Origin of the sequence: Bradyrhizobium sp. B039 (assembly GCF_038965675.1) — a bacterium.
GTDB lineage: Bacteria > Pseudomonadota > Alphaproteobacteria > Rhizobiales > Xanthobacteraceae > Bradyrhizobium > Bradyrhizobium diazoefficiens.
Window position 1 is genome coordinate 7,555,366 of record NZ_CP152416.1, and the last position, 23,249, is coordinate 7,578,614.

General features: G+C 59.7%; 16 protein-coding genes and 2 pseudogenes. 12 read left to right on the top strand and 6 right to left on the bottom strand.

What is annotated here, in order from left to right:
• Window positions 1–90 precede the first annotated feature (90 nt).
• From AAFG50_RS35760 to sbcD, 8 genes are all read left to right on the top strand, one after another.
• Window positions 91–318, top strand: coding sequence for a hypothetical protein (locus AAFG50_RS35760; RefSeq protein ID WP_131234255.1), 228 nt, complete (start codon window positions 91–93; stop codon window positions 316–318).
• A complete protein-coding gene (locus AAFG50_RS35765; protein ID WP_231166584.1) occupies window positions 311–2,791 on the top strand; it encodes an AAA family ATPase in 2,481 nt (826 codons plus the stop codon). The genes AAFG50_RS35760 and AAFG50_RS35765 overlap by 8 nt, the downstream gene beginning before the upstream one ends.
• Entirely contained in the window at window positions 2,766–3,512 is a 747-nt protein-coding gene (locus AAFG50_RS35770; protein ID WP_018647872.1) for a DCL family protein, read from the top strand. The genes AAFG50_RS35765 and AAFG50_RS35770 overlap by 26 nt, the downstream gene beginning before the upstream one ends.
• A gap of 213 nt (window positions 3,513–3,725) precedes the next feature.
• Window positions 3,726–4,346, top strand: a complete 621-nt coding sequence (locus tag AAFG50_RS35775; protein WP_026312796.1) for a type IV toxin-antitoxin system AbiEi family antitoxin domain-containing protein — start codon at window positions 3,726–3,728, stop codon at window positions 4,344–4,346.
• A complete protein-coding gene (locus tag AAFG50_RS35780; protein WP_018647871.1) occupies window positions 4,336–5,256 on the top strand; it encodes a nucleotidyl transferase AbiEii/AbiGii toxin family protein in 921 nt (306 codons plus the stop codon). The genes AAFG50_RS35775 and AAFG50_RS35780 overlap by 11 nt, the downstream gene beginning before the upstream one ends.
• A gap of 77 nt (window positions 5,257–5,333) precedes the next feature.
• Window positions 5,334–6,638 (top strand): SIR2 family protein, encoded by a 1,305-nt coding sequence (locus AAFG50_RS35785; RefSeq protein ID WP_028176022.1) that lies wholly within the window; start codon window positions 5,334–5,336, stop codon window positions 6,636–6,638.
• Window positions 6,639–6,645: 7 nt separating this feature from the next.
• The gene (locus AAFG50_RS35790) at window positions 6,646–8,754 is read left to right on the top strand and encodes a DUF87 domain-containing protein (RefSeq protein WP_011084726.1); all 2,109 of its coding nucleotides are present in this window, start codon (window positions 6,646–6,648) and stop codon (window positions 8,752–8,754) included.
• Between the two features lie 8 nt (window positions 8,755–8,762).
• Complete coding sequence (gene sbcD / locus AAFG50_RS35795) at window positions 8,763–9,284, top strand: exonuclease subunit SbcD (RefSeq protein WP_011084725.1); 522 nt, start codon at window positions 8,763–8,765, stop codon at window positions 9,282–9,284.
• 103 nt (window positions 9,285–9,387) lie between these two features.
• On the opposite strand, the gene AAFG50_RS35800 is transcribed toward sbcD, so the two are convergent.
• Window positions 9,388–10,517, bottom strand: a protein-coding gene (locus AAFG50_RS35800) for an IS3-like element ISRj2 family transposase (protein WP_109866565.1) whose coding sequence is annotated in 2 segments (ribosomal slippage) — window positions 9,388–10,265 and window positions 10,265–10,517 — 1,131 coding nt in all. Because the reading frame shifts where the segments join, the coding sequence is not laid out codon by codon here.
• Between the two features lie 156 nt (window positions 10,518–10,673).
• On the opposite strand from AAFG50_RS35800, the gene AAFG50_RS35805 reads away from it, so the two are divergent.
• From AAFG50_RS35805 to AAFG50_RS35820, 4 genes are all read left to right on the top strand, one after another.
• Window positions 10,674–11,363: an exonuclease SbcCD subunit D C-terminal domain-containing protein gene (locus AAFG50_RS35805; RefSeq protein WP_018648594.1), complete on the top strand. Its 690-nt coding sequence runs from the start codon at window positions 10,674–10,676 to the stop codon at window positions 11,361–11,363.
• A gap of 2 nt (window positions 11,364–11,365) precedes the next feature.
• Window positions 11,366–15,151: an AAA family ATPase gene (locus tag AAFG50_RS35810; protein WP_018648595.1), complete on the top strand. Its 3,786-nt coding sequence runs from the start codon at window positions 11,366–11,368 to the stop codon at window positions 15,149–15,151.
• Window positions 15,152–15,751: 600 nt separating this feature from the next.
• On the top strand, window positions 15,752–16,183 hold the full coding sequence (locus tag AAFG50_RS35815) for a hypothetical protein (protein ID WP_018648597.1): 432 nt from the start codon (window positions 15,752–15,754) through the stop codon (window positions 16,181–16,183).
• A gap of 111 nt (window positions 16,184–16,294) precedes the next feature.
• Window positions 16,295–16,999 (top strand): hypothetical protein, encoded by a 705-nt coding sequence (locus AAFG50_RS35820; RefSeq protein WP_011084720.1) that lies wholly within the window; start codon window positions 16,295–16,297, stop codon window positions 16,997–16,999.
• Window positions 17,000–17,136: 137 nt separating this feature from the next.
• Here AAFG50_RS35820 and AAFG50_RS35825 read toward each other — a convergent pair whose 3' ends face one another.
• The 5 genes and pseudogenes from AAFG50_RS35825 to AAFG50_RS35845 form a co-directional block, all read right to left on the bottom strand.
• Complete coding sequence (locus AAFG50_RS35825; RefSeq protein ID WP_080668322.1) at window positions 17,137–17,469, bottom strand: hypothetical protein; 333 nt, start codon at window positions 17,467–17,469, stop codon at window positions 17,137–17,139.
• A gap of 416 nt (window positions 17,470–17,885) precedes the next feature.
• Window positions 17,886–19,236: pseudogene (locus AAFG50_RS35830) on the bottom strand (IS701-like element ISBj6 family transposase).
• Window positions 19,237–19,359: 123 nt separating this feature from the next.
• Window positions 19,360–20,682 (bottom strand): group II intron reverse transcriptase/maturase, encoded by a 1,323-nt coding sequence (gene ltrA, locus AAFG50_RS35835; RefSeq protein ID WP_342714084.1) that lies wholly within the window; start codon window positions 20,680–20,682, stop codon window positions 19,360–19,362.
• Window positions 20,683–21,222: 540 nt separating this feature from the next.
• Window positions 21,223–22,001, bottom strand: a pseudogene (locus AAFG50_RS35840) (IS5-like element ISBj2 family transposase).
• 398 nt (window positions 22,002–22,399) lie between these two features.
• A complete protein-coding gene (locus AAFG50_RS35845; protein ID WP_011084715.1) occupies window positions 22,400–23,236 on the bottom strand; it encodes a hypothetical protein in 837 nt (278 codons plus the stop codon).
• Window positions 23,237–23,249: the final 13 nt, after the last annotated feature.

The following is a 23,249-nucleotide window of genomic DNA, read 5'->3' on the forward strand; positions in this document are numbered from 1 at the left end:
CCCATAAAGGCACGTAGTTTCAAGGAAGCGTCATTCTCCTTTGGTTAGTCGCGGTGTATTGTCAGAAGCAAACAACTGGGGGCTAAATGCGTGGAAGGTGAAGCAGAGCCGGCAGATTCGCCGGAGGCATTTCTTACGACATTGGGAGAAAGCCTGAAGCAAAGAGAAGGTGTCGATGCCGGCCTAGCGGAGATCCTGAAGACGTACATCCTGAAGGCGGCGCCCGCTCAGAACCCCGTCGCTCAGGCCAAGGATGCCATCCTGAAACTCGCAGGCGAACGTGCCAATCCTCCAAAACCGGAGGTGGCCAATGGCTGACCCTTACTTCCTCCAATCCTTGGGACTTTCCGGGTTCCGCGCGTATCTCCAACCAAAGACGTTCGATTTCAGCAAAAAACGCTGTCTGGCGATCTTCGCGCCGAATGGCAGCGGCAAGTCCAGTGTCATCGATGCGCTGGAATTCATGTTCTCCAAGGATGGCACACTCGAAAGGCTCGGGCAGCGCACTATCAACAATCAGGCCGGCCCCGTCGCAATGGCGCACAATCTGTCGGAGGAGGCGAAGATCGCTCCGGCGGTCACGATTGGCGTCGTTTCGGGCAAGGATGCCACCAACGGCAGCCGACCGGCGACGGGGACGAAGCGACCGATACCGGCGGTGGCCACGACTTTGAACGCCTGCTTCGCGGTGCCGCCGATCATCCGCGGGCATGCGCTGCGCACGTTCGTCGAAATCCACACGCCCGAACAGCGCTACACGGATGTCGCCAATTGGCTGCAGCTTGGCCCGCTGGTCGAGGTGCAGAAGAATATTCGCGCGCTGCGCACGCAGGTGAAGGCTGCCTCAGAGGACGGCACGGCACTGCAGCGCGCAGACACCCAGCTTGCTCGGAAGACGGCCCAGGTGGTGAAAGCCTGGGATTCGGTGGCGATCCTCGCTTACGCCAACACGTCGGTCTTGGCTCCGCTCGACGCGGTGCTAGTGCTGATGGCGCTGACGGCTGGTGATCCGGCCTATATCGAGCTGGAAGTGCGAGCCAAGGCCGAAGAGAACAAGATAGGGCTTGCAGGCCTGCGTCAGATCAGCAATGCGGCGGCCGCTTTGTGGTCTGAGGTAACGGACGCGGAGAGCGGCAAGACCGTCGTCGGCGGCGCTATTCCGACCTTTGATGCGGCCTTGGGGGCGCTGTCGGCCGCCGTCGCGGAGGAAGCGGAGGAGCGCGGCAAGGCGGCGAGCACTATGTTTCAGGCTTTGTGGAAAGCCGCAGAGCCGCTTTTCGCCGAAGGTGTACCGGCGCCTGCTGTATGCCCAGTCTGTGAAACGCCCGTAACCGACTCGGCGGCGGGCAGTGCCGGGGCCATCCGAGAACATATCGCCAAGCATCTGGAAGAGCTGGCCGATTATGCCGCCGCCAAGAAGGTGCTCGACGCAGCCAAGACCGCGGCGACCAAAGCTCATACCCAATTGGTGGCGGCGTTACCGGGGCTTATTGGCCTCCTCGGCGACGATGAAGCGAAACTGAAAGCCGATCTCATCGCATATCAAACTGGCATCGCCGGCTGGCCTCAGGCTGCCGTGCCGGCTTCGGCCGATATCGTTGCCTCGATCGCCAAGCTGCTCGCTATGCTCGATCAGGCCATCGTCGACATCGAGTCGAAGCAAGGCGACCACACCTATATCAAAGCCAAGACGAAGATCGATCGGCTGCTGGAGCTACAGAGCGAGCGGGACCTCGCCCTACGGACGCGAACACAGCTGGGGAAACTCTCCGACGCGTTGACGGCGCAGGCGACGATAATCTCGGCCGAGATCCGCAAGAAGGTGCAGACTCTGCTCGACAAGCTTCAGACGCCGATGAACGACATCTACAAGCGGATCCAGGGCGCTGGCGCCGCGCCAATCCGGTTGGAGTTGCCGGCGGAAGACGACACGAACCAGCAGCGGCTCAACCTCCTGATCGATTTCGCCAAGAACCGCACGGGCGTGCAGCCGGGTGGCTATTTGAGCGACTCCCAGATCCATTCGGTGGCGCTGGCGTTGCGCATGGCTGCAATCAAGCAATTTAATGCAGGCGCGCCCATCATCGCGCTCGACGACATCGTGACCTCCTACGATGCGGATCATAGGCGCACTATTGCCGGACTCATCGCCACCATGTTCGGAGACTGCCAGATCCTGATCACCACGCACGACGAGCGGTTCTTCAATTATTTGAAGGATCAGCTCGAGGCGAAAGCGTGGCACTTCACCCGGATCATTGGCCTCGATCCGGCCTACGGGCCGCGTTTCGCTGATCACAAGGTCAGCGATGAGATGATCGAGGCGCGTTGGGCGGCGGGCCAGTCGGCGGCCAACGAGATGCGCCAGGCGGAGGAGGAGTGGCTTCTCGGCATCTGTCGGGATTTCGGGGTCAGCGTCCGCATCCGACCGCTGGAGAGGGCCTATTCCTACGAACGCAGCGAATTGGCCTCTGCGCTCGCCGGCCTGCTCAAGGATGCCAAGCTAGTGCCGGCGCTGGTGCCGGGCGTCAACAACCGCTTCCTCGACAGTCTGGTGAAGGGCGAGATCGAGAATTTCGGCAGCCACTTCCAGGACGGGCCCTATGGCGACAGTTCGATTGGTGACGAGAAAGCGCGCTGGGAGGAGTTCAAGACCTTCCGCAGCCAGTTTGCCTGCAAGAAGTGCAGTCGAACGAAATTCCAGCGGCCCTTTACTCTCAAAAAGCCGGTATGTGCGCATAATGGCTGCGAGGCGCAGTTCGAGTTTGCGGCAGCAGCAGGGGCGGCTTGAATGGGGGGGGCGTTCGAGACCCGTCGAGCTGGCGACACGCAGCTTCGAGAAGCAAGGCGACGCAACGGCGTTCTTCAAGGCCATGCTGAACCGCCACCAGCCCGGTGAGCGAGTGAGCGACGAGGATGGCCTCGACGTTGCCGCTCTTCTCGAACGCCACACCGAATATGTTGCCAAGGTGGGCTGTGGCGTCAGCCATTTTCAGGTTATGATGACCGAGCATGGGACGCAATGCTTCCGGATCATCCGCACCGACGGCAGCGGCACGGATTTCTCCTATCCGCACTGCATCTCCCAGCGACCACCCAGCCGTAAGCAGGAGGTCGCCCAAGCCTTTCGACGCGCGGTGCGCTTCGATCTCTACAAGGCCCGCGATAATCTCTTCGCCACCCACAGCGGTTCTGACGGTCTGGTTTCCTGCGCCGTGACGGGCGAACGCATCGCGCAGGACGAGGGGCATATGGATCACCGTCCACCGATGACCTTCGAGGTCATCGTGACGACGTTTCTTTGCGGGCGCGGGCTATCACTCGACAATGTGCCGCTCACGACAGGCAAGGATGATCAAGTCTCGCCTGAGGTGACGGATAATGCCCTGAGCGAGGCGTTTCGAGCCTACCACGCTGGGATTGCGCGGCTCGATTTCGTGCGGAATACGGTCAATCTGGCACAAGCCAGTCGGCATCGGCTGAAGGACGGCCGGATTACGCTGACAGGATAGCCACTGCCGGTCATGAGCGTTTCGCCGCGCGTTCCCGTCTCACCGGGCACTAGGAAAATATTAAGTCGGCGACGATGCCGTCGTCGTCCGACACCACTCGGTCAAGCTTCGAGGAAGGATGGGGATGGGCGATGATTCGGGGATTTTCAAGCCAACGACCTTGTGATAAAACATCTGCTATATCTTTCCAGATCAGAGGAAACGTCACACTCCATGCCGTCCACCAGCGCCCAGCGACTTCGCGCGCTCGACCTCCTGAAGACCCGAGGAATGCTCCGGCTGAAGGATTTCATCGCCGAAGGCATCGGCCCGGAGACGCTTGCCCGTCTTGTTCGGGAGGAGGCAGTCGTCCGCCCAGCACGTGGGCTCTATCAACTCCCCGACGCCCACCTCGAGGCTGCCCATACCCTCGCCGAGGCAGCAGTTCTGGTTCCAAAGGGTGTGGTCTGTCTTACCTCGGCCCTCCAATACCACGAACTGACGCTGCAGATGCCGTCGGCTGTATGGATGGCGATCGATCGCTCCGCCTGGCGACCCAAGATCGATTATCCACCTATCCGGTTCGTGCGATTCACCGGATCGGCGCTTACCGAAGGGATCGAGCGTCACCGCATTGAGAATGTCGACGTTCCTATCACGGATCCGGCGAGGACAATTGTCGATTGCTTTCGCTACCGAACCAAGATCGGCCTTGACGTCGCGATGGAGGGGCTGCGCGAAGGCCTCCGCCGTCGCCGATGCAAGCCGGATCAACTCTGGCATTACGCTCGCAAGGCGCGGGTCTGGTCGGTCATGCGTCCCTACGTCGAAGCAATGGTGTCCGATGGCGCGTGAGCCTCGCAACATCGGCGCATCAGTGCGAGCGCGGCTCCTCGATCGGGCACGTGCCGAGCGATCGGACTTCCAGATTCTCCTGACGCGATATGCGCTCGAGCGTCTGCTCTACCGGCTAAGCGCGTCGCCGCACCGCGACCGCTTCATCCTCAAAGGTGCGATGCTCTTCGTGACCTGGATAGCCGATCCGTTTCGGCCTACGCGCGATCTGGATCTGCTTGGCCACGGCGACCGCGACACCGAAGCCATTGCCGAAACCTTCCGGGCCATTTGTGCGCAGCCGGTCGTCGATGACGGTGTGACGTTTGATGTCGCAGCGCTGATGGCGACCCCGATTCGTGAGGAGCTGGAATATGGTGGCGTGCGGGTCCGCACAACGGCAACTATCGCCGGGGCGCGTATTCCGATCCAGGTCGACATCGGTTTCGGCGACGCCATTACACCCGCGGCGGTCGAGATCGACTATCCCACCCTGCTGGACGCCCCAACGCCGCACCTTCGCGCATATCCGGTCGAAACAGTGGTAGCTGAGAAATTCGCAGCGCTCGTGACGCTCGGCGTGGCCAACAGTCGGCTCAAGGATTTCTATGATCTCTGGGTAATCTCCCGAACATTCGAGCTTCGCCGGGCCGCTCTTGCCGAGGCAATTCAGCGGACCTTCGAGCGACGCGGAACGGTCCTCCCATCCGTTGTCCCGGTCGGTCTGACCGATGAATTCGCGGAAACATGGGCCGCCCAGTGGCGCGCCTTCCTGGAGCGCGATCGGATGGCAGCCGCACCGGATGCTTTTGCCGTTACCGTCGCCGATCTCCGCCTCTTCTTGATGCCCCTGGTCGTCGGATTGAAAGAAGAACGAATTTGGCCGCCGAGCGGGCCATGGTCGCCGGGAGCAGCAATCGATGAGGCATAGCGGGATCATAAATTTACTCCGTTCCGCATGGCGCGATTGACGAAGAAAAGAGCCGCGATCGCGGTTTGGGGGTAAGTATGGATAAGAAGCACTTTTATCGCGTAGGCAGTCACTCAGGCGCCTGGGACGATCTACCCACTGACCCAGATGAATTGGATTCCCTGACCAATAGCGCTCGAAAGCATATCGAGCCGTGGCTCTCTGCTGTTTTCCAAGCAGAGCACCTCAACCTGCTGCTCGGCAGTGGGTTCACCACAGCGGTTGGTTACCTGGGGGGCGTAGGGGCCACAGGCATGGCCAAGGTTACATTTGGCACGTCATATGACGCCGCGATCGACGCGCACGCCCAGGCCGGAGCGACGGCGATGAAAAGAGGTGCGGCAAACATCGAAGATCAGTTTCGAAGTGCGCTTGCTCTGCTCGAGGGGTTGGGGGTCATCGACAAGGGAGCAGAAAACACCCTCAAGAAGGGCATCGACGCCCAGATGTCTGGCTTTCTCACTTCATTGTTGAAGACGGAAAGCGGGATTGTTGCTGGAAAGGATCCCGCTTCAAAAGATGCTGCCCTAGGTGCTCTGCAATCATTCCTGCTGAGTTTTGCGAGCCGCGCTGCATCTCGTGAACGTTTGCACGTCTTCACAACAAACTACGACCGCCTGATCGAACATGGTTGCGATTTTGCAGGTCTTCGGATCATCGATAGATTTGTCGGTGCCCTGAACCCGGTCTTCCGGGCGTCGCGCGTTGAAGTTGATGTCCACTACAATCCACCCGGCATTCGGGGTGAGCCGCGGTTCATGGAGGGCGTCATTCGCCTCACTAAGCTCCATGGTTCACTGGACTGGTTTTTTGATAAGGACGAACGGCGGATCTATCGCAAGGGCATCCCATTCGGAGCGCCTGCGGATCATACCGACATTCCCAAAGAACCCGTCGATACGGTCATGATCTACCCCAATCCTGCGAAGGACGTCGAAACAACGCAATATCCGTATGCGGAGCTCTTTCGCGATTTTGCGGCCGCAGCTTGCCGACCTAACGCCGTTGTCGTGACCTACGGATATGGGTTCGGCGACGATCACGTGAATCGGGTGCTATTCGATATGCTCACGATTCCGTCGACCCATTTGGTGATCATGGCCTATGCGGCGGACGATCGCCTCAAAGCATTTGTTGAAAAGACGCGCGATGCACAGGTCTCGCTGCTGATCGGGCCGCATTTCTCGGATCTTGCAACGTTGGTCGCAAACTACCTGCCAAAACCGGCGCTCGACTACATATCGGGTCGAGTGACGGAATTGTTGAAGCATCGCCCAGGCGATCCGAAACTCAACGATCTGGCTACTGTGCCGCTTTCAGCGACTGCAACCGGGCCGATATGAGGCGATCATGACAACTCCAATCGAACGATTGTCGGGCCTTGTTGTCGGTGTCGTCGAATCGGTTGCGCCTGACGAAGTTCGGGCGCTTCTTGAACTGGACGCTCCGCACTCCACGGCATTGAATACTGGAGTTCCGGCGGGGTTTCCGCGTCTCAATGGGTATGTGCTCATCCCAAATGAAGCGGGCGCGACAGTCGCCTACATAACCTGGATTGGGATCGAACGCTCTCCTTATCCAAAGCGCTCTGGCCTGAAAGACTTCGGCCTGATTGATCTTCCATTCCCGCTCCGAAAGATGTCGCTATCGCCGGTGGGAACGCTGACCTCTCGGCGCGACCGCGCCTCGGGTATGACCAGATACGAACTCTCCCGTGGCGTGGTCGCGTTTCCGTCAGTGGGGGACCAAGTTCTTATCCCGACCGCCCCGCAGATCGAAGCCATCGTGGGCGCGAGGGACGACGATAAGAGAGTCAGAATAGGATCGTCGCCGATGGCGTCGAGCGCGGCCATCATGGTGGACCCTGACAAGCTTTTCGGTCGGCATCTGGCCGTATTGGGAAACACCGGTAGCGGTAAATCATGCACGGTGGCGGGTCTGATTCGATGGTCTATGGAGGCCGCAGAGAAGTCCCTCAAGGAGGCTGGCAAGACGGGGGTGCCCAACGCGCGGTTCATCGTTCTCGATCCCAATGGCGAATATGCCAGAGCTTTCGCTGATCGCGGAGACGAGCTGCGGTTGTTTCGTGTTCCGCCCGTGACGGGAGGAGAGCGGCCGCTCGATGTCCCTGCGTGGCTCTGGAGCGGGCACGAGTGGACCGCAGTCGCTCACGCCCAGCCAGGGGCACAACGCCCGTTGCTGATGCAGGGGCTGAGGGAGCTGAAGGCCGGCCAAACGGAGGGAGTTCCCAGAGAGGCGATGATTCGGCGCTACCTTGGTTCTTATTCGATTCGGATCTCGGCGATGCTGAACACTGGCACACAGGCTTTCGGGGGCGCAGCAAAAGCAAGATTCGAGTGCGCACGGCTCCTTGAAACGATCGCGTCAGATTGTTCGCAGTTTGGCGGGGAGACCCTCGGTACCGCTAGTGGCGCTCTTGCAGCGATTTCCACGACGATCACGGGAATTGTAGATGGCCGGCGATCAGGTAATTTCTTCAACGATTTTACGATTTCCGACCTCGAAACGATCCGCAGTGCGCTGGACACATTGGCTCAAACGCTGCCGGATATCGGTCACGCAACCCTTATCAGTGAGGACGCCCCACAGTTCTTCGACGTAAATATTCTCGCCGAGCATCTTGACCGGGTGGCAACCGAGCAAGGAGGTAATCTCGCGGGGTTTATCTCGACGCTCGGGCTGCGGATTCGCGGTATGCTCGCTGATCAGCGGCTCGGCGCCGTGATCGGTCGCGATCCACCGACTTCCTTTGAATCCTGGCTAAAGGACTATATCGGCGACGACGGGGCGAGTAACGGCCAGATCGCGGTTGTCGATCTGTCTCTTGTTCCGTCCGAAATCGTCCACATCGTCGTTTCAGTTTTGGCGCGGCTGGTCTTCGAATCGCTTCAGCGATATCGCCGTGGCCATCCGAAGGGCCAGACCTTGCCGACCGTACTCGTGTTGGAGGAAGCCCACACATTCGTTCGACGCGGTAAAGATGATGATGGTCCTGCGTCATCTCCAACCCAACTTTGTCGCGAGGTGTTCGAGCGTATCGCTCGAGAGGGGCGCAAGTTCGGGCTCGGGCTCGTCCTTTCGTCGCAGCGACCATCGGAGCTCTCTCCAACGGTTCTCGCCCAATGCAACACGTTTGTGCTGCACCGTATCGTCAATGACGCGGACCAGAACCTCGTCGCACGCCTTGTCCCAGACAATGTAGGTGGACTCTTGCGTGAACTGCCGAGTCTTCCGTCCCGCCAAGCGGTTCTTTTGGGCTGGGCAGCGCCGATCCCGGTGCTGGTTGAGGTCGATGAATTGCCCGATGCGCAGCGGCCGCAGTCGGCGGACCCGGATTTCTGGAAGGTGTGGACGCTTACCGAAGAGCGTGGCGTCGATTGGGGCGCAATCTCCGAAGAATGGTCGGGCGCTCCTCCGGTGCATGATCCGGAGGAATAATAAACACAATGATCCGTATCCTTCACACGGCCGATTGGCATATCGGTCAAACTTTACGCGGGTTCTCTCGGGAGCACGAGCACCGCAAGGTGTTTGAGCGGCTCGAAGAGATCGTTGTGGAGCGGGATGTCGATGCCCTCATCATCGCTGGCGACGTGTTTGACAGCCAAAACCCCTCTGGGGAAGCGCAACAGCTCTTCTACAATACGCTCATGCGGCTGAGCCGCGCGAATCCGCGCATGGCTATGGTGATCGCTGCTGGCAACCATGATGCAGCTGGTCGGTTGGAAGCGCCGCGGCCTCTGTTGGAGGCATTCAACATCCGCGTCGTGGGCAATGTGCGGCGGCGCGAAGGGCGAGTCGAGGCGGCCCGTCATCTCGTTCCTATCGCTGATACAAGCGGTTCGGTGGCTGCTCATGTGCTTGCAGTCTCCTACCCAACCGCAGCATGCCTTCCGAATCTGACGCGGCTAGATGGTGAAGTAGAAGAGCTGGCCCCGGTTGTTTGGACAGCGCCCCGCTGGATTTAAGTGGATTCCTGCCGGGTTATGCTGAACGCGGGGCTTTACGATTTTGTCGTTGCGTCGGGAGGGCGTAGCCCGACCAGAGCGACGACAAAATCGTCGGCGACGGTCATGCGGCCATCACCATAGCTTGCGTGCCGAAGTAAGCCTCGTCGGGCGTGCGCCCGTCAAGGCTCGAGTGAGGGCGTCCCTGATTGTAGAAGGCCAGATACTTGGCAATTGACGCTCGCGCCTCGGACACGCTGTCGTAGGCGCGGAGATAAACTTCTTCGTATTTGACCGTGCGCCAGAGCCGCTCGACAAACACGTTGTCGCGCCAGGCGCCCTTGCCATCCATGCTGATGGCGATCTTCGCGTCCAGCAGCACATCGGTGAACTCGAGGCTGGTGAACTGGCTGCCCTGGTCCGTGTTGAAAATCGCGGGCCTGCCGTGCTTCGCCAACGCCTCCTGGACCGCTTCGACGCAGAAGGCCGCCTCCATTGTGATCGAGACGCGATGGGCCAGGACCCGTCGGCTGAACACATCGACGACCGCCGCGAGATAGACGAAGCCACGCCGCATCGGAATGTAGGTGATGTCCATTGCCCACGCATGGTCGGGCCGCTCGATCTTCAATCCGCGCAACAGGTACGGGTAGATCTTGTGACCCGGAGCCGGCTTGCTCGTGTTCGGGCGACGATAGACCGCCTCGATCCCCATGCGCTTCATCAGCGTCGCGATGTGGCGGCGACCGGCGTATACCCCCTCCCGCCGCAGCAACGATCGCAGCATACGCGCTCCCGCGAAGGGATAATCGAGATGCAGCTCATCGAGCCGACGCATCAAGGCAAGGTCCTCGGCCGAAACTGGCCGAGGTTCATAGTAGACCGTGCTGCGAGCCAGCTTCAGGACCTTCGCCTGGCGCACGATAGAAAGATCATGACCGCGGTCGATCATCGCTTTGCGCTCAGCAGGCCCGCCTTGGTGAGCGCGCCGGACAAAAAATCGTTTTCCAACGCCAGCTCGCCGATCTTGGCATGCAACGCCTTCAAATCGACCGGCGTCTCGGCCGATGTCTTGTCATGCCCAAACACGCCGGCGGCGCCTTCCAGGAGCTGGTTTTTCCAGATCGTGATCTGGTTCGGATGAACATCAAACAGTTGCGCCAGCTCCGCCAGTGTCTTGTCTCCTTTGACCGCAGCCAAAGCAACCTTCGCCTTGAATGCCGGAGAATGCGTCCGGCGGCTCTTCTTCGTCATCTTCGCTCCTGATTCGCAGCAAGAATCCTCGCCGCTGTCAGGCAGAAAATCCACTCAAGCTACTGTCCGAATTTGCGGGGCCAGCTCTTAGACTCGCCCGTCATCGCTGGCGTGCGGAGCCTCTATGCTGAATTGGTCGACACGTTACGGGGACCGATGGATGGTCTACCGTTCGTCCTAACGGGACACCTCCATGTCGCGGGCGGTATTGAGTCGGAAGGCGCGGAGCGCAGAATTCTAGTTGGTGGCCAGCATGCTGTGCCGCACGACGTGTTCCCGGCGGAAGCGAGCTACGTGGCGCTTGGCCACTTGCATAAGGCTCAGGCCATCGGTCGTGATACCATCCGCTATTCTGGTTCACTGATTCCCTTGTCGGCGACGGAGATGCCTTACGCGCACGGGGTCACTCTTGTGAGCCTCGACGGAACAACGGTTCTATCCGAACATATCCCGATCGACCGGCCAGTTGCCTTCGTCCGCCTTCCTGAGGCGGGAGATATGCGCTTGAACGAACTTGGTGATCATCTGACGGCAATGAACCTCTCATCGGACCTGCCGCTTCATAAACGGCCATTCGTCCAGATCAGGCTTGCCCGGGAAGGGTTATCGCCCGGGTTCAGAGAGGAGGTCGACCGCATTGCGGAGAGCTTTCCGGCGCGCATCGTCGACACCCGTGTCGCGGCAATACCCGAGGCGTCAAACGACGTGACTTCCGCCGATCCTATGATCCGCCTTGCGGAAAGAGATCCGGAGGATCTGTTCAAGCTCGCATTTGAACGCACCTTCGGCGTAGCCCCGGATGCCACGCATCTCGATGTCTTCCACCGCGCACAGGCGGAGACATAGCCATGCGGATCTTGGCTATCCGCGGCGAGAGTCTGGCAAGTCTTGGTGCTCCTTTCGAGATCGATCTTGCCGCAGAACCTCTTGCAGGTTCCGGCCTCTTTGCCATCACTGGCGAGACCGGCGCCGGGAAATCGACCATCCTCGACGCGCTCTGCCTCGCGCTCTATGGCGAGTATCCACGCGTCTCTGTCGGTCGACGGGAGAATGCGCCCGATCCCAGTGGGGAGGCGATTTCAATTCATGATGGCCGAGCGATCCTGCGCCGAGGCGCCGGCAGCGGATATGCCGAGGTGGATTTCGTTGGGCAGGATGGCGAGCGCTATCGCGTCCGCTGGGAGGCCAATCGGGCGCGAGGGCGAGCAAATGGGCGGCTGCAGAATGAGCAGCGTTCGTTGTATCGACTCGACGACGGCAGCGCGGTGGCGACTGGCAAGACTCAGGTCCGTGAGGCGGTGGGGAGGAGAACCGACCTCACATTCGACCAGTTCCGGCGAACGGTGCTCCTCGCACAGGGCGAGTTCGACGCTTTCCTGCTCGCCGCCGAGAGCGAGCGCGCAGAATTGCTGGAGAAGATCACCGGTACTGAAATCTACGCAGCGATCTCGGTCCGCGTTCACGACGGCACGGACGCTCGACGAAGAAGTGTCGAGCAATTGGAGCGGCGTCGAGACGACATCGGGCTTCTTGATGACGAAGCCAGGCAGGCGCTGTTGGACGAGCAGAGTCAGCTTGCTTCAACCATTGCACAGAAAGGCGCGGAGCGCGATCAACACAACGAGCGGTTAGATCACTTCAAGCGCGTGGCCGCCGCCCGCAGCGACCTCGCGCGGGCTGAGGCTCAAGCGGTCGCAGCGCACGCGGCGCGCGAGGCAGCCGCTGATGAGTATCAATCTCTTGCCGAACTCGATCTTGGCGAGCCGCTTCGTCCGCTAGCAGGCGATTTGCAAAATGCACGGCGGACGGCAGCGAAGGCCCAAACCCGTCTCGACGGTTTGCTTATTGCACGCGAGGAAGCGCAGAAACTACACTCGGAATCTACAACGCAACTGGCGGACGCGGTAACCGCCAACGGAGCGGCAGAAGAGGTCCTCAAGAATTTTGGTCCCCTTTGGAACGAAGCCGAAAGGCTCGACGCCGAGCTGGCGGCAGCTCGGACCGAGTTTAATGATACGCTGGAAAAATCGCAGCAGGCGGAAGCGACACTGCGCGAGAAGGCCGATGCGCTGGCAACGATTGATGAGACTCTCGGTCAGACATCAGAATCGTACCGCACCACTGCGGCGCAATTAAAAAGCCGATCGGATCGCGTTCTTCTTGCTGATCGTCTTGGCGATGCGATGGACTTGTTAGCGAAGCGGGGAGCGCTCCAACAGGAGCACGCTGCAGCTAGGGTGACGGCCGCTGGAGCGGAAGAAACAGCTACGCTGTCGCAAAATGAAATAACTGCGCTGCTGGAGAAGCTCACCGAGGATCGCGAGCGAAAGGATGGCTTAAGTCGTGAAATCGGTGATCGTAGAGCTAGTCTCGCCGGCATCGATGAGGCGACGCTCCACGAACGAGACGTCAACCTGCAACGCGCGCTTGAGGCTCTGCGCGAGGCCAGCACCGTCTGCGACCAGTATACTCGGGCATCGGCAGATCTAACACGGCGGGAATCGGAACACACGCTGGCGGCTCAGGCGGTAAGCACAGCAAAAAGCCAGATCGTTGAAGCTGAAGCGGACCAGCTCCGCGATCGGACCGCGCGTGCGGAAATTGTTCCGATCGCAGAGCTCGCCGACGAGGCGGTCTCATCTGAGGCCATTCATCTGCGCAGCCTGCTGGCTCCAAATTTGGCCTGCCCGGTGTGCGGCAGCACCGACCATCCCCATCTTGCGCATCCAAGCACGCTGAACGAAATAGCTGCTAGGCTTCGCCGTCGGCGCGAAGAACTTGATACCGCGTTGACCGCGACGGGCCAACGTTTGGACGCTGCAACGCGCGCGCTTTCCGCTGGAGAAGCGCGCCAGGCGGAGACAAATCGCGGCATCGATGTGGCACGTGGACAAGTTCTGGCTGCCAACAGCGCTTTTGGCGAACAGTGGTCGTCGTTGAACGATCTCTGCACGAAGGCTGGGATCGAGGGGAACGCACCTCCCGTTCTCGATGACCAGGCTGCGTCGAAACTGGCGGCCCTCATCTCAGTCGCGATCGCAGAACGATCCGCCATTGCGTCTCCGCTCGCAAGCGCCCGGCGTCTTCGGACAGAGATCGACAGTTTGCAGCGGAAGCATGACGCGCTCGGTGAGGTGATCGAGACGACCGCGCGCTCCATCGACCAAAGACGTTCTAATTTCCACGCTGCGCAATTAAAGGCAACTGAGTACACGGTCCAGGCGGCGGGCCTTGCTGAGCGCCTCATTTCCATCAGCCGTGAAATCACGCCGTTTCTTGCTGCCGCAGGTCTGGCCGTCGACCACCTCGATGTCGATCCCGCCGGTGTTAGCCTCACGCTGTCAACGGTTGCGACGGAGTACGCCGCCCTGCGCGAGCAAGTTGGCCAGCTTGAAATGACGCTCCAGCGCCTGGCGCCCGAGCGTGCGGCGGCGGACGCCTCGCTTCGGCACGCGCAGGCCCAGGTAACGGCGGCGGCTCTTCTTCTCGATCAGCGTCGCCTGGCCGAGGGAGAGAAGGCGCGTGCCAGAGCAGAACTCCTCGATGGCGAGGCGACAGCAAGTCACCGGGCTCGGATCACCGAGGCTTGCCAGACCACCCGTGAAGCTCTTGCTCGTGCGCGCGAGACAAAATCGACCACAGATGCAGCGTTCCAGGCGGCCGGCGCTCGCTGCGACGAGGCCGCCGCTGGATTGGAGACCGCCAAAGGCCGTAACGCGTTAGCCGAAAAGGCATTCAACGCCGCCTGCATGGATATTGCTCGCCCGCCGGATCAGGTTGCGGCGCTGATCGCAACCGACCCAGCATTGAGTGGAGCGTTACGGGTCCGAATTCGGGAGATCGATCGAGGCGTGAACGATGCGGGCACCGCAGTGCTGACGCGTCAGAATGACCTAAACCGGGCGCTGGAAGGGTTCAACGAGACCACCGATGTCGAGGAATTGGCCGCAGTCGTCGCGACGTTGGGAACCGAAATCGGAGACATGCAACAACTGACAGGTGGACTTGCCGCTACGCTCGCGCGAGACGACGAGGCGCGCCGCGCCGCCGCAAATCTATCCGCTCAAATCGAAACTGCGAAAGCGGAACTCGTAATCTGGCATGCAGTCGACGATGCTATCGGCTCGGCCAGCGGTGATCGTTTCCGTCGCTTTGTGCAGGGCATTACGCTCGACCACATGGTGCAATTGGCGAATGATCATCTCCACGCATTAACACCCCGCTATAGGCTCGCGCGAGGGGCTGCGTCCGATCTCACGCTGCATATTATTGATCGCGACATGGGCGACGAGGTCCGCGGCACCCGAAGCCTGTCAGGCGGTGAACGCTTCCTCGTCTCCCTTGCGCTGGCGTTGGCGCTGTCAGGTCTTGAGGGTCGATCGTCCTTTGTCGACACGCTGTTTATCGATGAAGGCTTTGGATCGCTCGATGCGGAGACGCTCGACTTAGCAGTAGATGCGCTGGAGACCTTACAGGGCAGAGGTCAGAAGGTTGGCGTCATCACACATGTCGCTGCCATGATCGAGCGGATTGCCGTGCAGGTGCGCGTGGAAAAGCGCGGTGCGGGCCGATCCGAAATTAGAGTATCTAATAGCATGGGAGCCGCATGGCCTACGACGAGTAGCGCACAATAATATCAGGAGAAGCGACCTCGGAGTGTTCAGGCCGGAAGAGGAGATACATGGAGAAGTATCATATCAAGCTGACTGAGAGCGAGGCCGCGATACTCGCGAAGGTCGATCTCTGGGAATCTCATCGCAATCATGATGAGGGCCACGCAGCTTATAAAGCCAATGCGCAGCCGATCCTTACCTTGCTCCAATCTCTGAGCGATAGATCCGCAATTCCCCAAGAAAGACTGAATTACTGGAATGACCCCCGATACCATCAGGGGAGGATCAAAGCGTCGCGTAAGGGTCTATTCGAGAGAATGGTTGCAGAGGTACCGACATTTACACGCATCCACATTTTATCCGTTATCTTCGATATTTTCTGTTTGGTGCCGATCTTCCCGACGACGTCATTGCAGCATTTGAGGAGAAAGTCGGTAACCCACAGTGGGTTTCCTCTAGTGATGTCATTCCGATCGGTAAGGATGCTCGGGATCTCACCCGCCAATATCGTCTGGACAAGACGGATGCACCAGAAGAGTTCTTTAAACTTTGCCTCGACATGGGGCTTAGCTTGACGACAGCCGAGAGCGTCATGCGGCGGTCAAACAAATTCGATAGAATATGGACAAACTGACGCTGAACTATGTCTGGGAGCGGATACCGGTCGTACTGCGGCGGACGGGAAGAGGGCAGCGCTTGCGCGTTCGACTTCCCTTCGCAGAAGCGAATCGCCAGTGGCTTCAGAATGATAGACGAACGTCGCCTATTTGGATTGCCGGCAAGAAATACTGGGAACTGCCGAAAGCTTGGTTCAACGATTTCATTGAACGCTCGTTGGCCGAATATGGCAAGGTCTACGTTATTCAGCCCTACCGTGAGCAGGAGAAATGCTCTCCTGCGTGCCAGAATGCGACTGGGCATGAGTGCCAGTGCTCCTGCATGGGCCTCTATCACGGCGCCGGAAATGACGGCAGTTGGTTCGAGGTATCCGATACTTTCGCTGCGCGTTGGGGCGAGCAGGAGCTCGCCTGTCGACTAATGACGGCGAGGTAGGATGTCTGCTGGGGGAGGATGCATTTTGACCAAAGGCTCGGCCGACCGGCTGGCGGCAGCGCCATTGTCGTGCTTGTTGGGTTTAGCGATGCGTAAAGGGGAGCAATAAACGTGCTCTATGCCTGGGTCGGCGACCAGAAGCGCGCCCCCGTCGCGAAGGGAGAACGGACCACGTGTCGCGACTGCGGCGGCTTGCTCACCGCCGTCATGCCCGTCGAGAACACGTCCCACTGGCGGCACAAGGCGGGTGATTGCGATCCCTGGAGCGAGCCGGAGGGAGCCTGGCACCTCGGCTGGAAAGAACTCTTCGACATGTCCTGCCGCGAGATCGCTCTACGCGACCCGACGACAGGAGAGCTGCACCGCGCCGACGTCCTCGTCGGCAGCGGCACCCCGCGCGCGACCGTCCTTGAGCTGCAGCACTCCTCGATCAGCGAGGATGAGCGAAACGCGCGGGAGGCCTTCTATCGGCGCGGGCACCGGATGTTCTGGCTGGTCCACATTCACAGCGAAAGCTCGTTCCTTGGGACGTACTTCAATATGTCGCTCGATTTCGGATCACGGGTCGTAAATCTCGACGGCAAGGAATTCGCGATCATGCGCTGGGTGGGCCCGAACAAGCAGTTCATCGAGAAGTGGAAGCGTGCGGTAGCCCACGTCTTCTTCAATGCAGGGCCTTACATCTTCTACCTTGCAGGCCCCGGCGTAGCGTCTCGTCTTGGAGGCCCCTTGAAGCGCGGCGAATTCGCTCTCTGCGCCCTGACCCGCGATGAGTTTCTGCGAGCTGTCCGCTGGGAGGATACTGCTCCCTCTTGACGGCTTGCTCGTATTGAGCGGCGCCACGCCAGAGCACTTTGCATGGCTGCCGGTATTCCTGATTAAACACAATGCGAGCGCTCGGGACAAAGCTCGCTGACAGTAGAAGGTGATGTTTGCCAATGAAGATATTTTGGTCATGGCAGAGTGATCGCGATCCGAAGTTGCATCACTACTTTGTGCGCGATGCGCTGAAGGACGCCTGCAAGCTCATCGCCATCGATCCCGACTATGAGGAGGCGGAGCGTCCCGAGGTCGATCACGATACCAAGAATGTCGCTGGAACCCCGGACATCACGAAGACCATCCTGGAGAAGATCGCCGGCGCGAACGTCTTTGTCGCGGACATGACCCCGGTGGGCATGACCGCCCCTGCAGCACTTCAGCCCAACATACCTGCCGAAAAGCGTTCCGAGCCCAAATACCTCCAGAACCCGAACATCATGTCCGAACTCGGCTACGCCGAGCATGCGCTCTCACAGGGCCGCATCATTCTCGTAGCGAACGGCGCGCATTATCCCGGTCCCGTGGCGCTTCCCTTTGACTGGCGTCACCGAAGCGGCGCGAAGGTCTACACCCTCAAGGATGGAGCCACGAAGGAGGAGATCAAGGCCGAGCAGAGGCGCTTCGCGGAGGTGCTGAAGAGCTGCATCCTGCCCATCCTGGCTGAGCAGGCTCCGGTAAAGGCACCACCACCCCCAATTTCCTGGCAACCGTCGAGCAGTAGCGATCCGACCATTTGGCCGGCGGCTGAGAAGAAGCTCGAATTTCGCAACAATGCAATGGAAGAGCGGCGCCGGAATGTCCAACTGGGAAAAGGGACGCGGATCTTCGCGCGCATCGCACCTAGCACTACTTTGGCAGAATGTGTTTTGGCCGCTGCTTTTCAAGGATTTGCTTTCGGCAATATGGGCATTGCTGAGGCGGCGGCCGAAGGATGGAGATCGACGATGGCGTGGCGTACGGCGGGCATGGTTGGTTGAGGCGGAGGCCCGTTGATTCTTTTTTTTCCGCCCCGCGTATGCGAGGCGACGATGTTGCAGGAAGGCGTAGGCAATCATTGTCATAAGGGCGTGGCGATGAAGACCTTGCCATGATCGCCCTTCGAAGTGATCAAGTCCAAGCTCCTCCTTCAACTGTTGATGCGCCTGCTCACAAATCCACCGTGCCTTGATGGTGGCGGCCAGCGTGCGCAGATCCGTCGTCGCCGGAAGATTGGCGAGATAGTATTTCCTCTCCCCGGAGGCACGTTGCTCGCCAATGAGCCAGGCTTCGTCGCCTGGGAGATGCTGCTGACCTTTATCCCATATCCGCTGCGGAGGGCCGTCGGCGGTGCGGACACGGAGAGCAGCAAATCGGGCTTTGAGCCGACCTTTCGTCCCGCTACGCCAACTCACGGTTTTCCATTTGGCGCTGGCCAGCATTTGTTCTGCCGCAATCGATAAGATATCGGGCACGTGGTGCTTTCGTGGTTTGCCACGGACTTTGGTGATCGGCCAAATGAGCTTCACATCGACGGGATACACTTTCTGGTGCCGAGGGATACCGACCGCCCAGGCCAGCCCGCGCTCTGTTAGCCCTTGTCGAAACGGTGCGCTGAGGCCGTATCCTGCATCCGCCAGCACACATCCAAAGCGCATGTTGGCTGCCATCGCGCGGTCAATCTCGGCCAAAGCGATCTCCGGCTTGGACCGTGGCGTTCGGTGTTCGACTGGCACGCGAGCGCGCTTCAAACGGGGCATGTCGCTTGTCCAGCTGTCAGGCAGAAAGAGACGTAACGCGACCATCACTGGCACTTCGCCGCGCGCAAGCGTTAAAGACACCAGCGTTTGGCAATTTGCAGTTTTACCGAGAGCCGATGCGTATTGCGCCGCAACACCGACCGATCGCTCACCCTTCTTCGGCAGTGAGGTGTCATCAATAACCAGCACCGCATCCCTGCCGCCGACAAGTCGGTCCGCCTGATTGAGCAGTTCTGTCTCCAGCGGCGTCGCGTCCCAGACACCGTCCGCAATGAAATGGTGCAACTGGTCGTAGTTGCTCGTGGCAAGGCGTTCCGCCATCGGCTGAACGCTCTTGCGATCGCCAGGACCGATCAATCCCGCAACATACAGAGGACACATCCGCTGCCGGGTCTTATGACCCAGCCGGTCCAAGAACGGCATCAGCCAGCGTTCGAGTTCGTCTTCCCATCCCGGCATGGTCAGCCCTCCAAGAGCCGACCACCCATGAATCATTGAAAAATTGATTCGGGAATCCTATAAAACGCGGCAAAATCAACAATCTGTTCGCGGTAGGGACACCCATCACTGGGCGCCCCCCGCGCAGATCCCGGCGAGCCCAATTAAGGCACCGGGCTCCTACCTCGGGTGTTTGACGGCGAAGCGCAGCTTCGGCCATGGATGAAGGATGCGAGCCTTGGGAAGCCAGTCGTCGGTGATCTGCGTTATGCGATCCCAGGTCAGACAGGTCCGCTGACTGCGCCGCCGAAGCGTACGCCTCCAGAGATCGGTCAGGTAGAACCGAAACGCATTGAGCGCTCGGCCATTCGTCGGAACAGCAAAGTACGCAAAGTGGCCGGTCAAGACCTGCCTCAGCCATCTCCCCTGTGCAGGGATCGGCCAGTGCATTCGGCGCCTCAGCTCCTCCTTGATTTCGCGGAGTTTGGTTCGCATGCGGTCGCCACGGGTCTTCCGTTGAAGCTGGAAGCGCCCTCGGCGTGATTTGCCGCAGATAAACGTGAACCCCATGAACGCAAAGGTTTCCGGCTTTCCGAGTCCGCGCTGCTTGCGTTGAGCCGCCGCATGGCGACCAAACTCAATCAGGCGGGTCTTGGCCGGATGGAGCGTCAGCTCGAACTCCTCCAGTCTCGCGCGCATCGCGTCAAGGAAACGACGTGCGTCATCCTCGCGCTCAAAGCCGACTACTACATCGTCCGCGTAACGCACGATGATCATGCCGCCGGAGACCTCGCGCTGTCGCCAGCGTTTGGCCCACAGGTCGAGAGCGTAGTGCAGGTAGATGTTGCCAAGGAGCGGTGAAATCACCGAACCTTGACCCGTTCCCCTGTCATCAGCGGTTACGACGCCGTCTTCGAGAATACCCGCCTTCAGCCATTTCTGAATGAGGCGGATGATGCGCTTGTCGCCGATCCTATGTTCCAAGAAGCGAACCAGCCAAGGTTGACTGACTGCGCCAAAGAAATTTTGGATGTCGGCGTCAATGATCCAGTTCACCTGCCGCGTCTCGATCGCTGTGCAGAGCGCGTCCAACGCATCATGTGGTCCTCTGCCGGGCCGAAACCCGTAGGAAAAGCCACAGAAGTCTCCTTCGTAGATGGCGTTGAGCACGATGACGGTGGCCCCCTGGACGATTTTGTCTTCGAGAGCCGCGATCGCTAACGGACGCTGCTTGCCGTCTGCTTTTGGTATGTACGTCCGGCGAGACGGTTGCGGGCGGTACGTTCCTCGTTGGACCCGTTTGTGCAGATCGGCGAGCCGGGGCTCGAGATCTTCCTCGTAGTCCTGCCACGTCATGCCATCCACTCCGGGAGCAGCCCTACGCCTGAGCGCAAAGAACGCCGCCCGCAGTGTATCGACATTGATGTGGTGAAAGAGCGCGGTGAACCGGTCCTTCTTCCTCAGCCTTGCGGCTGTCCGTACGCGGTCCAGCGACTGGGTCATGCGAGCCCGGCCCTGTGTCCGGTGCATGCGCTGCTGTTCCGCGTTTCCCTTGGTCCCCGGCCTTGGCTCCGCCCACTCCGCCGCCAGTAATCCAGCTTTGTTCGTCGGCTTCTCAGCTACTATGCCAGAGTCAGACTTCTCCGTGTCATGCATCAGCGGCTACGGCTCCTCGCCTTCCCGCTGCGGACCACCTCCTCCGAGGAGGAAGATGGCCGACCCGGAGATATCCCGGTTCCCGTACAAGGAGCTTCCATGCATGCCAGGGTCTACGACCACGCCGGGTTGGACGGGTGCTCGCAATTGCGCACTCATCCATGTTGCCTTCCGCTCTTTGGACAGCGTCGGCTCCCGAGATAACACTGTTTCGCGGCTCAATGGCTGGCCTGCATGCTCCCCTACCGACGCTTCGCCGACACCCTCGCGGACGCCTGCGCACGGCTCGGGGCCGATGTGGTTCGCTACACCTTCATCGCAATGGACTTTCACCATCTCCTCCTTGCCGGTCTCCCGGCGCACCCAAAGTAGTGCTAGGGTCCAGACTCAATTGAGCCAATATGCGACGAGAGCGGCGAGATGAACAGCGGCCAAAAAATTACGGGCGAGCTTGTCATATCGCGTGGCGATGCGCCGGAAGTCCTTGAGCCTGCAAAAGCAGCGTTCGATGACATTTCGTCCTTTGTAGGCGCGTTTGTTGAAGCGATGGATGACGACACGGTTAGATTTATTGGGGATTACGGGCTTGGCGCCACGACGAATGATTGCGCCGCGAAGCTTGTCGCCATCATACCCTTGGCGAGGAGCACGCTCATGGGTGGCGCGAGCGCCAGGACATCGGGAGCCGCAGCGATATCGGCATCCTGGCCTGGAGTCAGATGCAGGACGACCGGCCGGCAGAGCGGATCGCTCAGCGCATGGATTTTTGTCGTGCGGCCTCCGCGCGAGCGGCCGATTGCTTGATTGTGCTCCCCCCTTTTCCGCCGGAGGCACACCGGTGAGCTTTAATCGAGGTCGAGTCGAGCGACAGTACGACGCCGTCTTCGCCAGGCTTGGCCAGCGCTTCGAAGATTGCGCACCATCGTCCTCGCTTGGCCCAGCGATTGAAGCGATTGTAGATCGTCGTGTAAGGGCCGTATTCACGTGGACAATCACGCCATCGTGCACCCGATTGCAGCATGTGAATGATGCCGCTGACGGTGCGTCGGTCGTCGTCCCGATCCGGCCCCGTCAGTCCCCTCGGCAGATGCGGTTCGATACGCGCCCATTGCCTGTCGTTCAGCCAAAACAAACCAGCGCGCATTCTCTCGCCCCCGAATCAACACGTAGGCAAGAGAATCACGTGGCGCTATTTAGGTACAGACCCTAGTGCGCGCAAGCGCTCGTCAGCCCAGATGGCAATTGATGAGGGCGCGCCGCCTGTGTTCGATGGGACGGACCAGATGGTCGATCGCCGACGCCTAAGCTATGAAGAGCTGCCTGCCAGTTGTCCGCTAATGGCCCGCAACCCGACGCGTCCACACGATTATCAAGCGACGGCAGGCACTGCACTTTTCAATTCGGCTCGCTCCACGGCCAGCGGGCGGTGCTCGACGACATGGAATGGCTGGGCGACGAGCATATCGGGCGAATTACGCCCTCCTGTTACAGGAGTTGAAGAGGGACATTCCGAATCTGGCGGCCCGGACTCGTTCGTGGAGTTCGTGACAACCCATGTGCTGCGCTACACTATCCTTCCGCTTTCATTATTATTCCCGAGCAGGCAACCGCCCATAATGCCATTTGTTGCATTAGCAGCCCAGTTGTTCGCAAACAAATCATCGACATCCTTGCTCGGGAGCCCCCCACCGGGATTCGCCGCTTGTTGAACAAAGGCTTGCGCCAGCGAGTGCCGAAACGCAGAGATGCTTTCCGCATCCATGGGCGAGATCTCGCAGACCAAAGCTTTACTGTCGGCATCCATTAAGACCTGTGGACCAAAAGCAGTACCGCTCGGGTTTGACGCCATAATCAACGTGAAGCTAATTTTGACCCCGGCCGAGGTCGTAAAACTATGAGATGCCAAAGAAACTAGCCTCTGCATCAGCATCGAACCGACAGGCGCCTCCGCACGGAGAGCCGGACCATTCTGCCGGAACGATCCTGCAGGAGCGAACGACGCCACTCGAGGCCCTTTGTCTGCTCTCCTCTTTAGAACGTCTTCGTCGGGATAATTTGACGGCTCGTCACTGCTCAGCGTCATCGATCGATAGCGCAGACGCGAGGGCGCTGGAAGAATCACAGGAGCCAATACAGCGTTGCACGGTGCACCCGCATTAGCCCCATTGAAGCTGAACAGATCCGCACCCCGCTCAAAGAGCTCCCCTCGTATGGGCTGGTTGTCACTGAAAAGATGGAGGGCTTGGCATTCCGACTGAAAATTATCAACAAGTAGGATGGAAGAAACAATCAGCATCCCGGCACAATCACTCCGATAGCCGGAGCGTTTTGCCATGGCTCCGCGGTTGCTCACCACCAGCAAAAGCAAGGCCGCAAGCACGCTCACGAAGTACAAAAACACCAGCCTAGTACCC

Coding starts and splice junctions, on each gene's coding strand:
- sbcD (WP_011084725.1), top strand. CDS start 8,763: ATGATCCGTATCCTTCACACGGCCGATTGGCATATCGGTCAAACTTTA.
- AAFG50_RS35815 (WP_018648597.1), top strand. CDS start 15,752: ATGGACAAACTGACGCTGAACTATGTCTGGGAGCGGATACCGGTCGTA.
- ltrA (WP_342714084.1), bottom strand. CDS start 20,682: ATGACCCAGTCGCTGGACCGCGTACGGACAGCCGCAAGGCTGAGGAAG.
- AAFG50_RS35805 (WP_018648594.1), top strand. CDS start 10,674: ATGGATGGTCTACCGTTCGTCCTAACGGGACACCTCCATGTCGCGGGC.
- AAFG50_RS35765 (WP_231166584.1), top strand. CDS start 311: ATGGCTGACCCTTACTTCCTCCAATCCTTGGGACTTTCCGGGTTCCGC.
- AAFG50_RS35810 (WP_018648595.1), top strand. CDS start 11,366: ATGCGGATCTTGGCTATCCGCGGCGAGAGTCTGGCAAGTCTTGGTGCT.
- AAFG50_RS35790 (WP_011084726.1), top strand. CDS start 6,646: ATGACAACTCCAATCGAACGATTGTCGGGCCTTGTTGTCGGTGTCGTC.
- AAFG50_RS35780 (WP_018647871.1), top strand. CDS start 4,336: ATGGCGCGTGAGCCTCGCAACATCGGCGCATCAGTGCGAGCGCGGCTC.
- AAFG50_RS35775 (WP_026312796.1), top strand. CDS start 3,726: ATGCCGTCCACCAGCGCCCAGCGACTTCGCGCGCTCGACCTCCTGAAG.
- AAFG50_RS35825 (WP_080668322.1), bottom strand. CDS start 17,469: ATGCTCGGCGTAGCCGAGTTCGGACATGATGTTCGGGTTCTGGAGGTA.
- AAFG50_RS35785 (WP_028176022.1), top strand. CDS start 5,334: ATGGATAAGAAGCACTTTTATCGCGTAGGCAGTCACTCAGGCGCCTGG.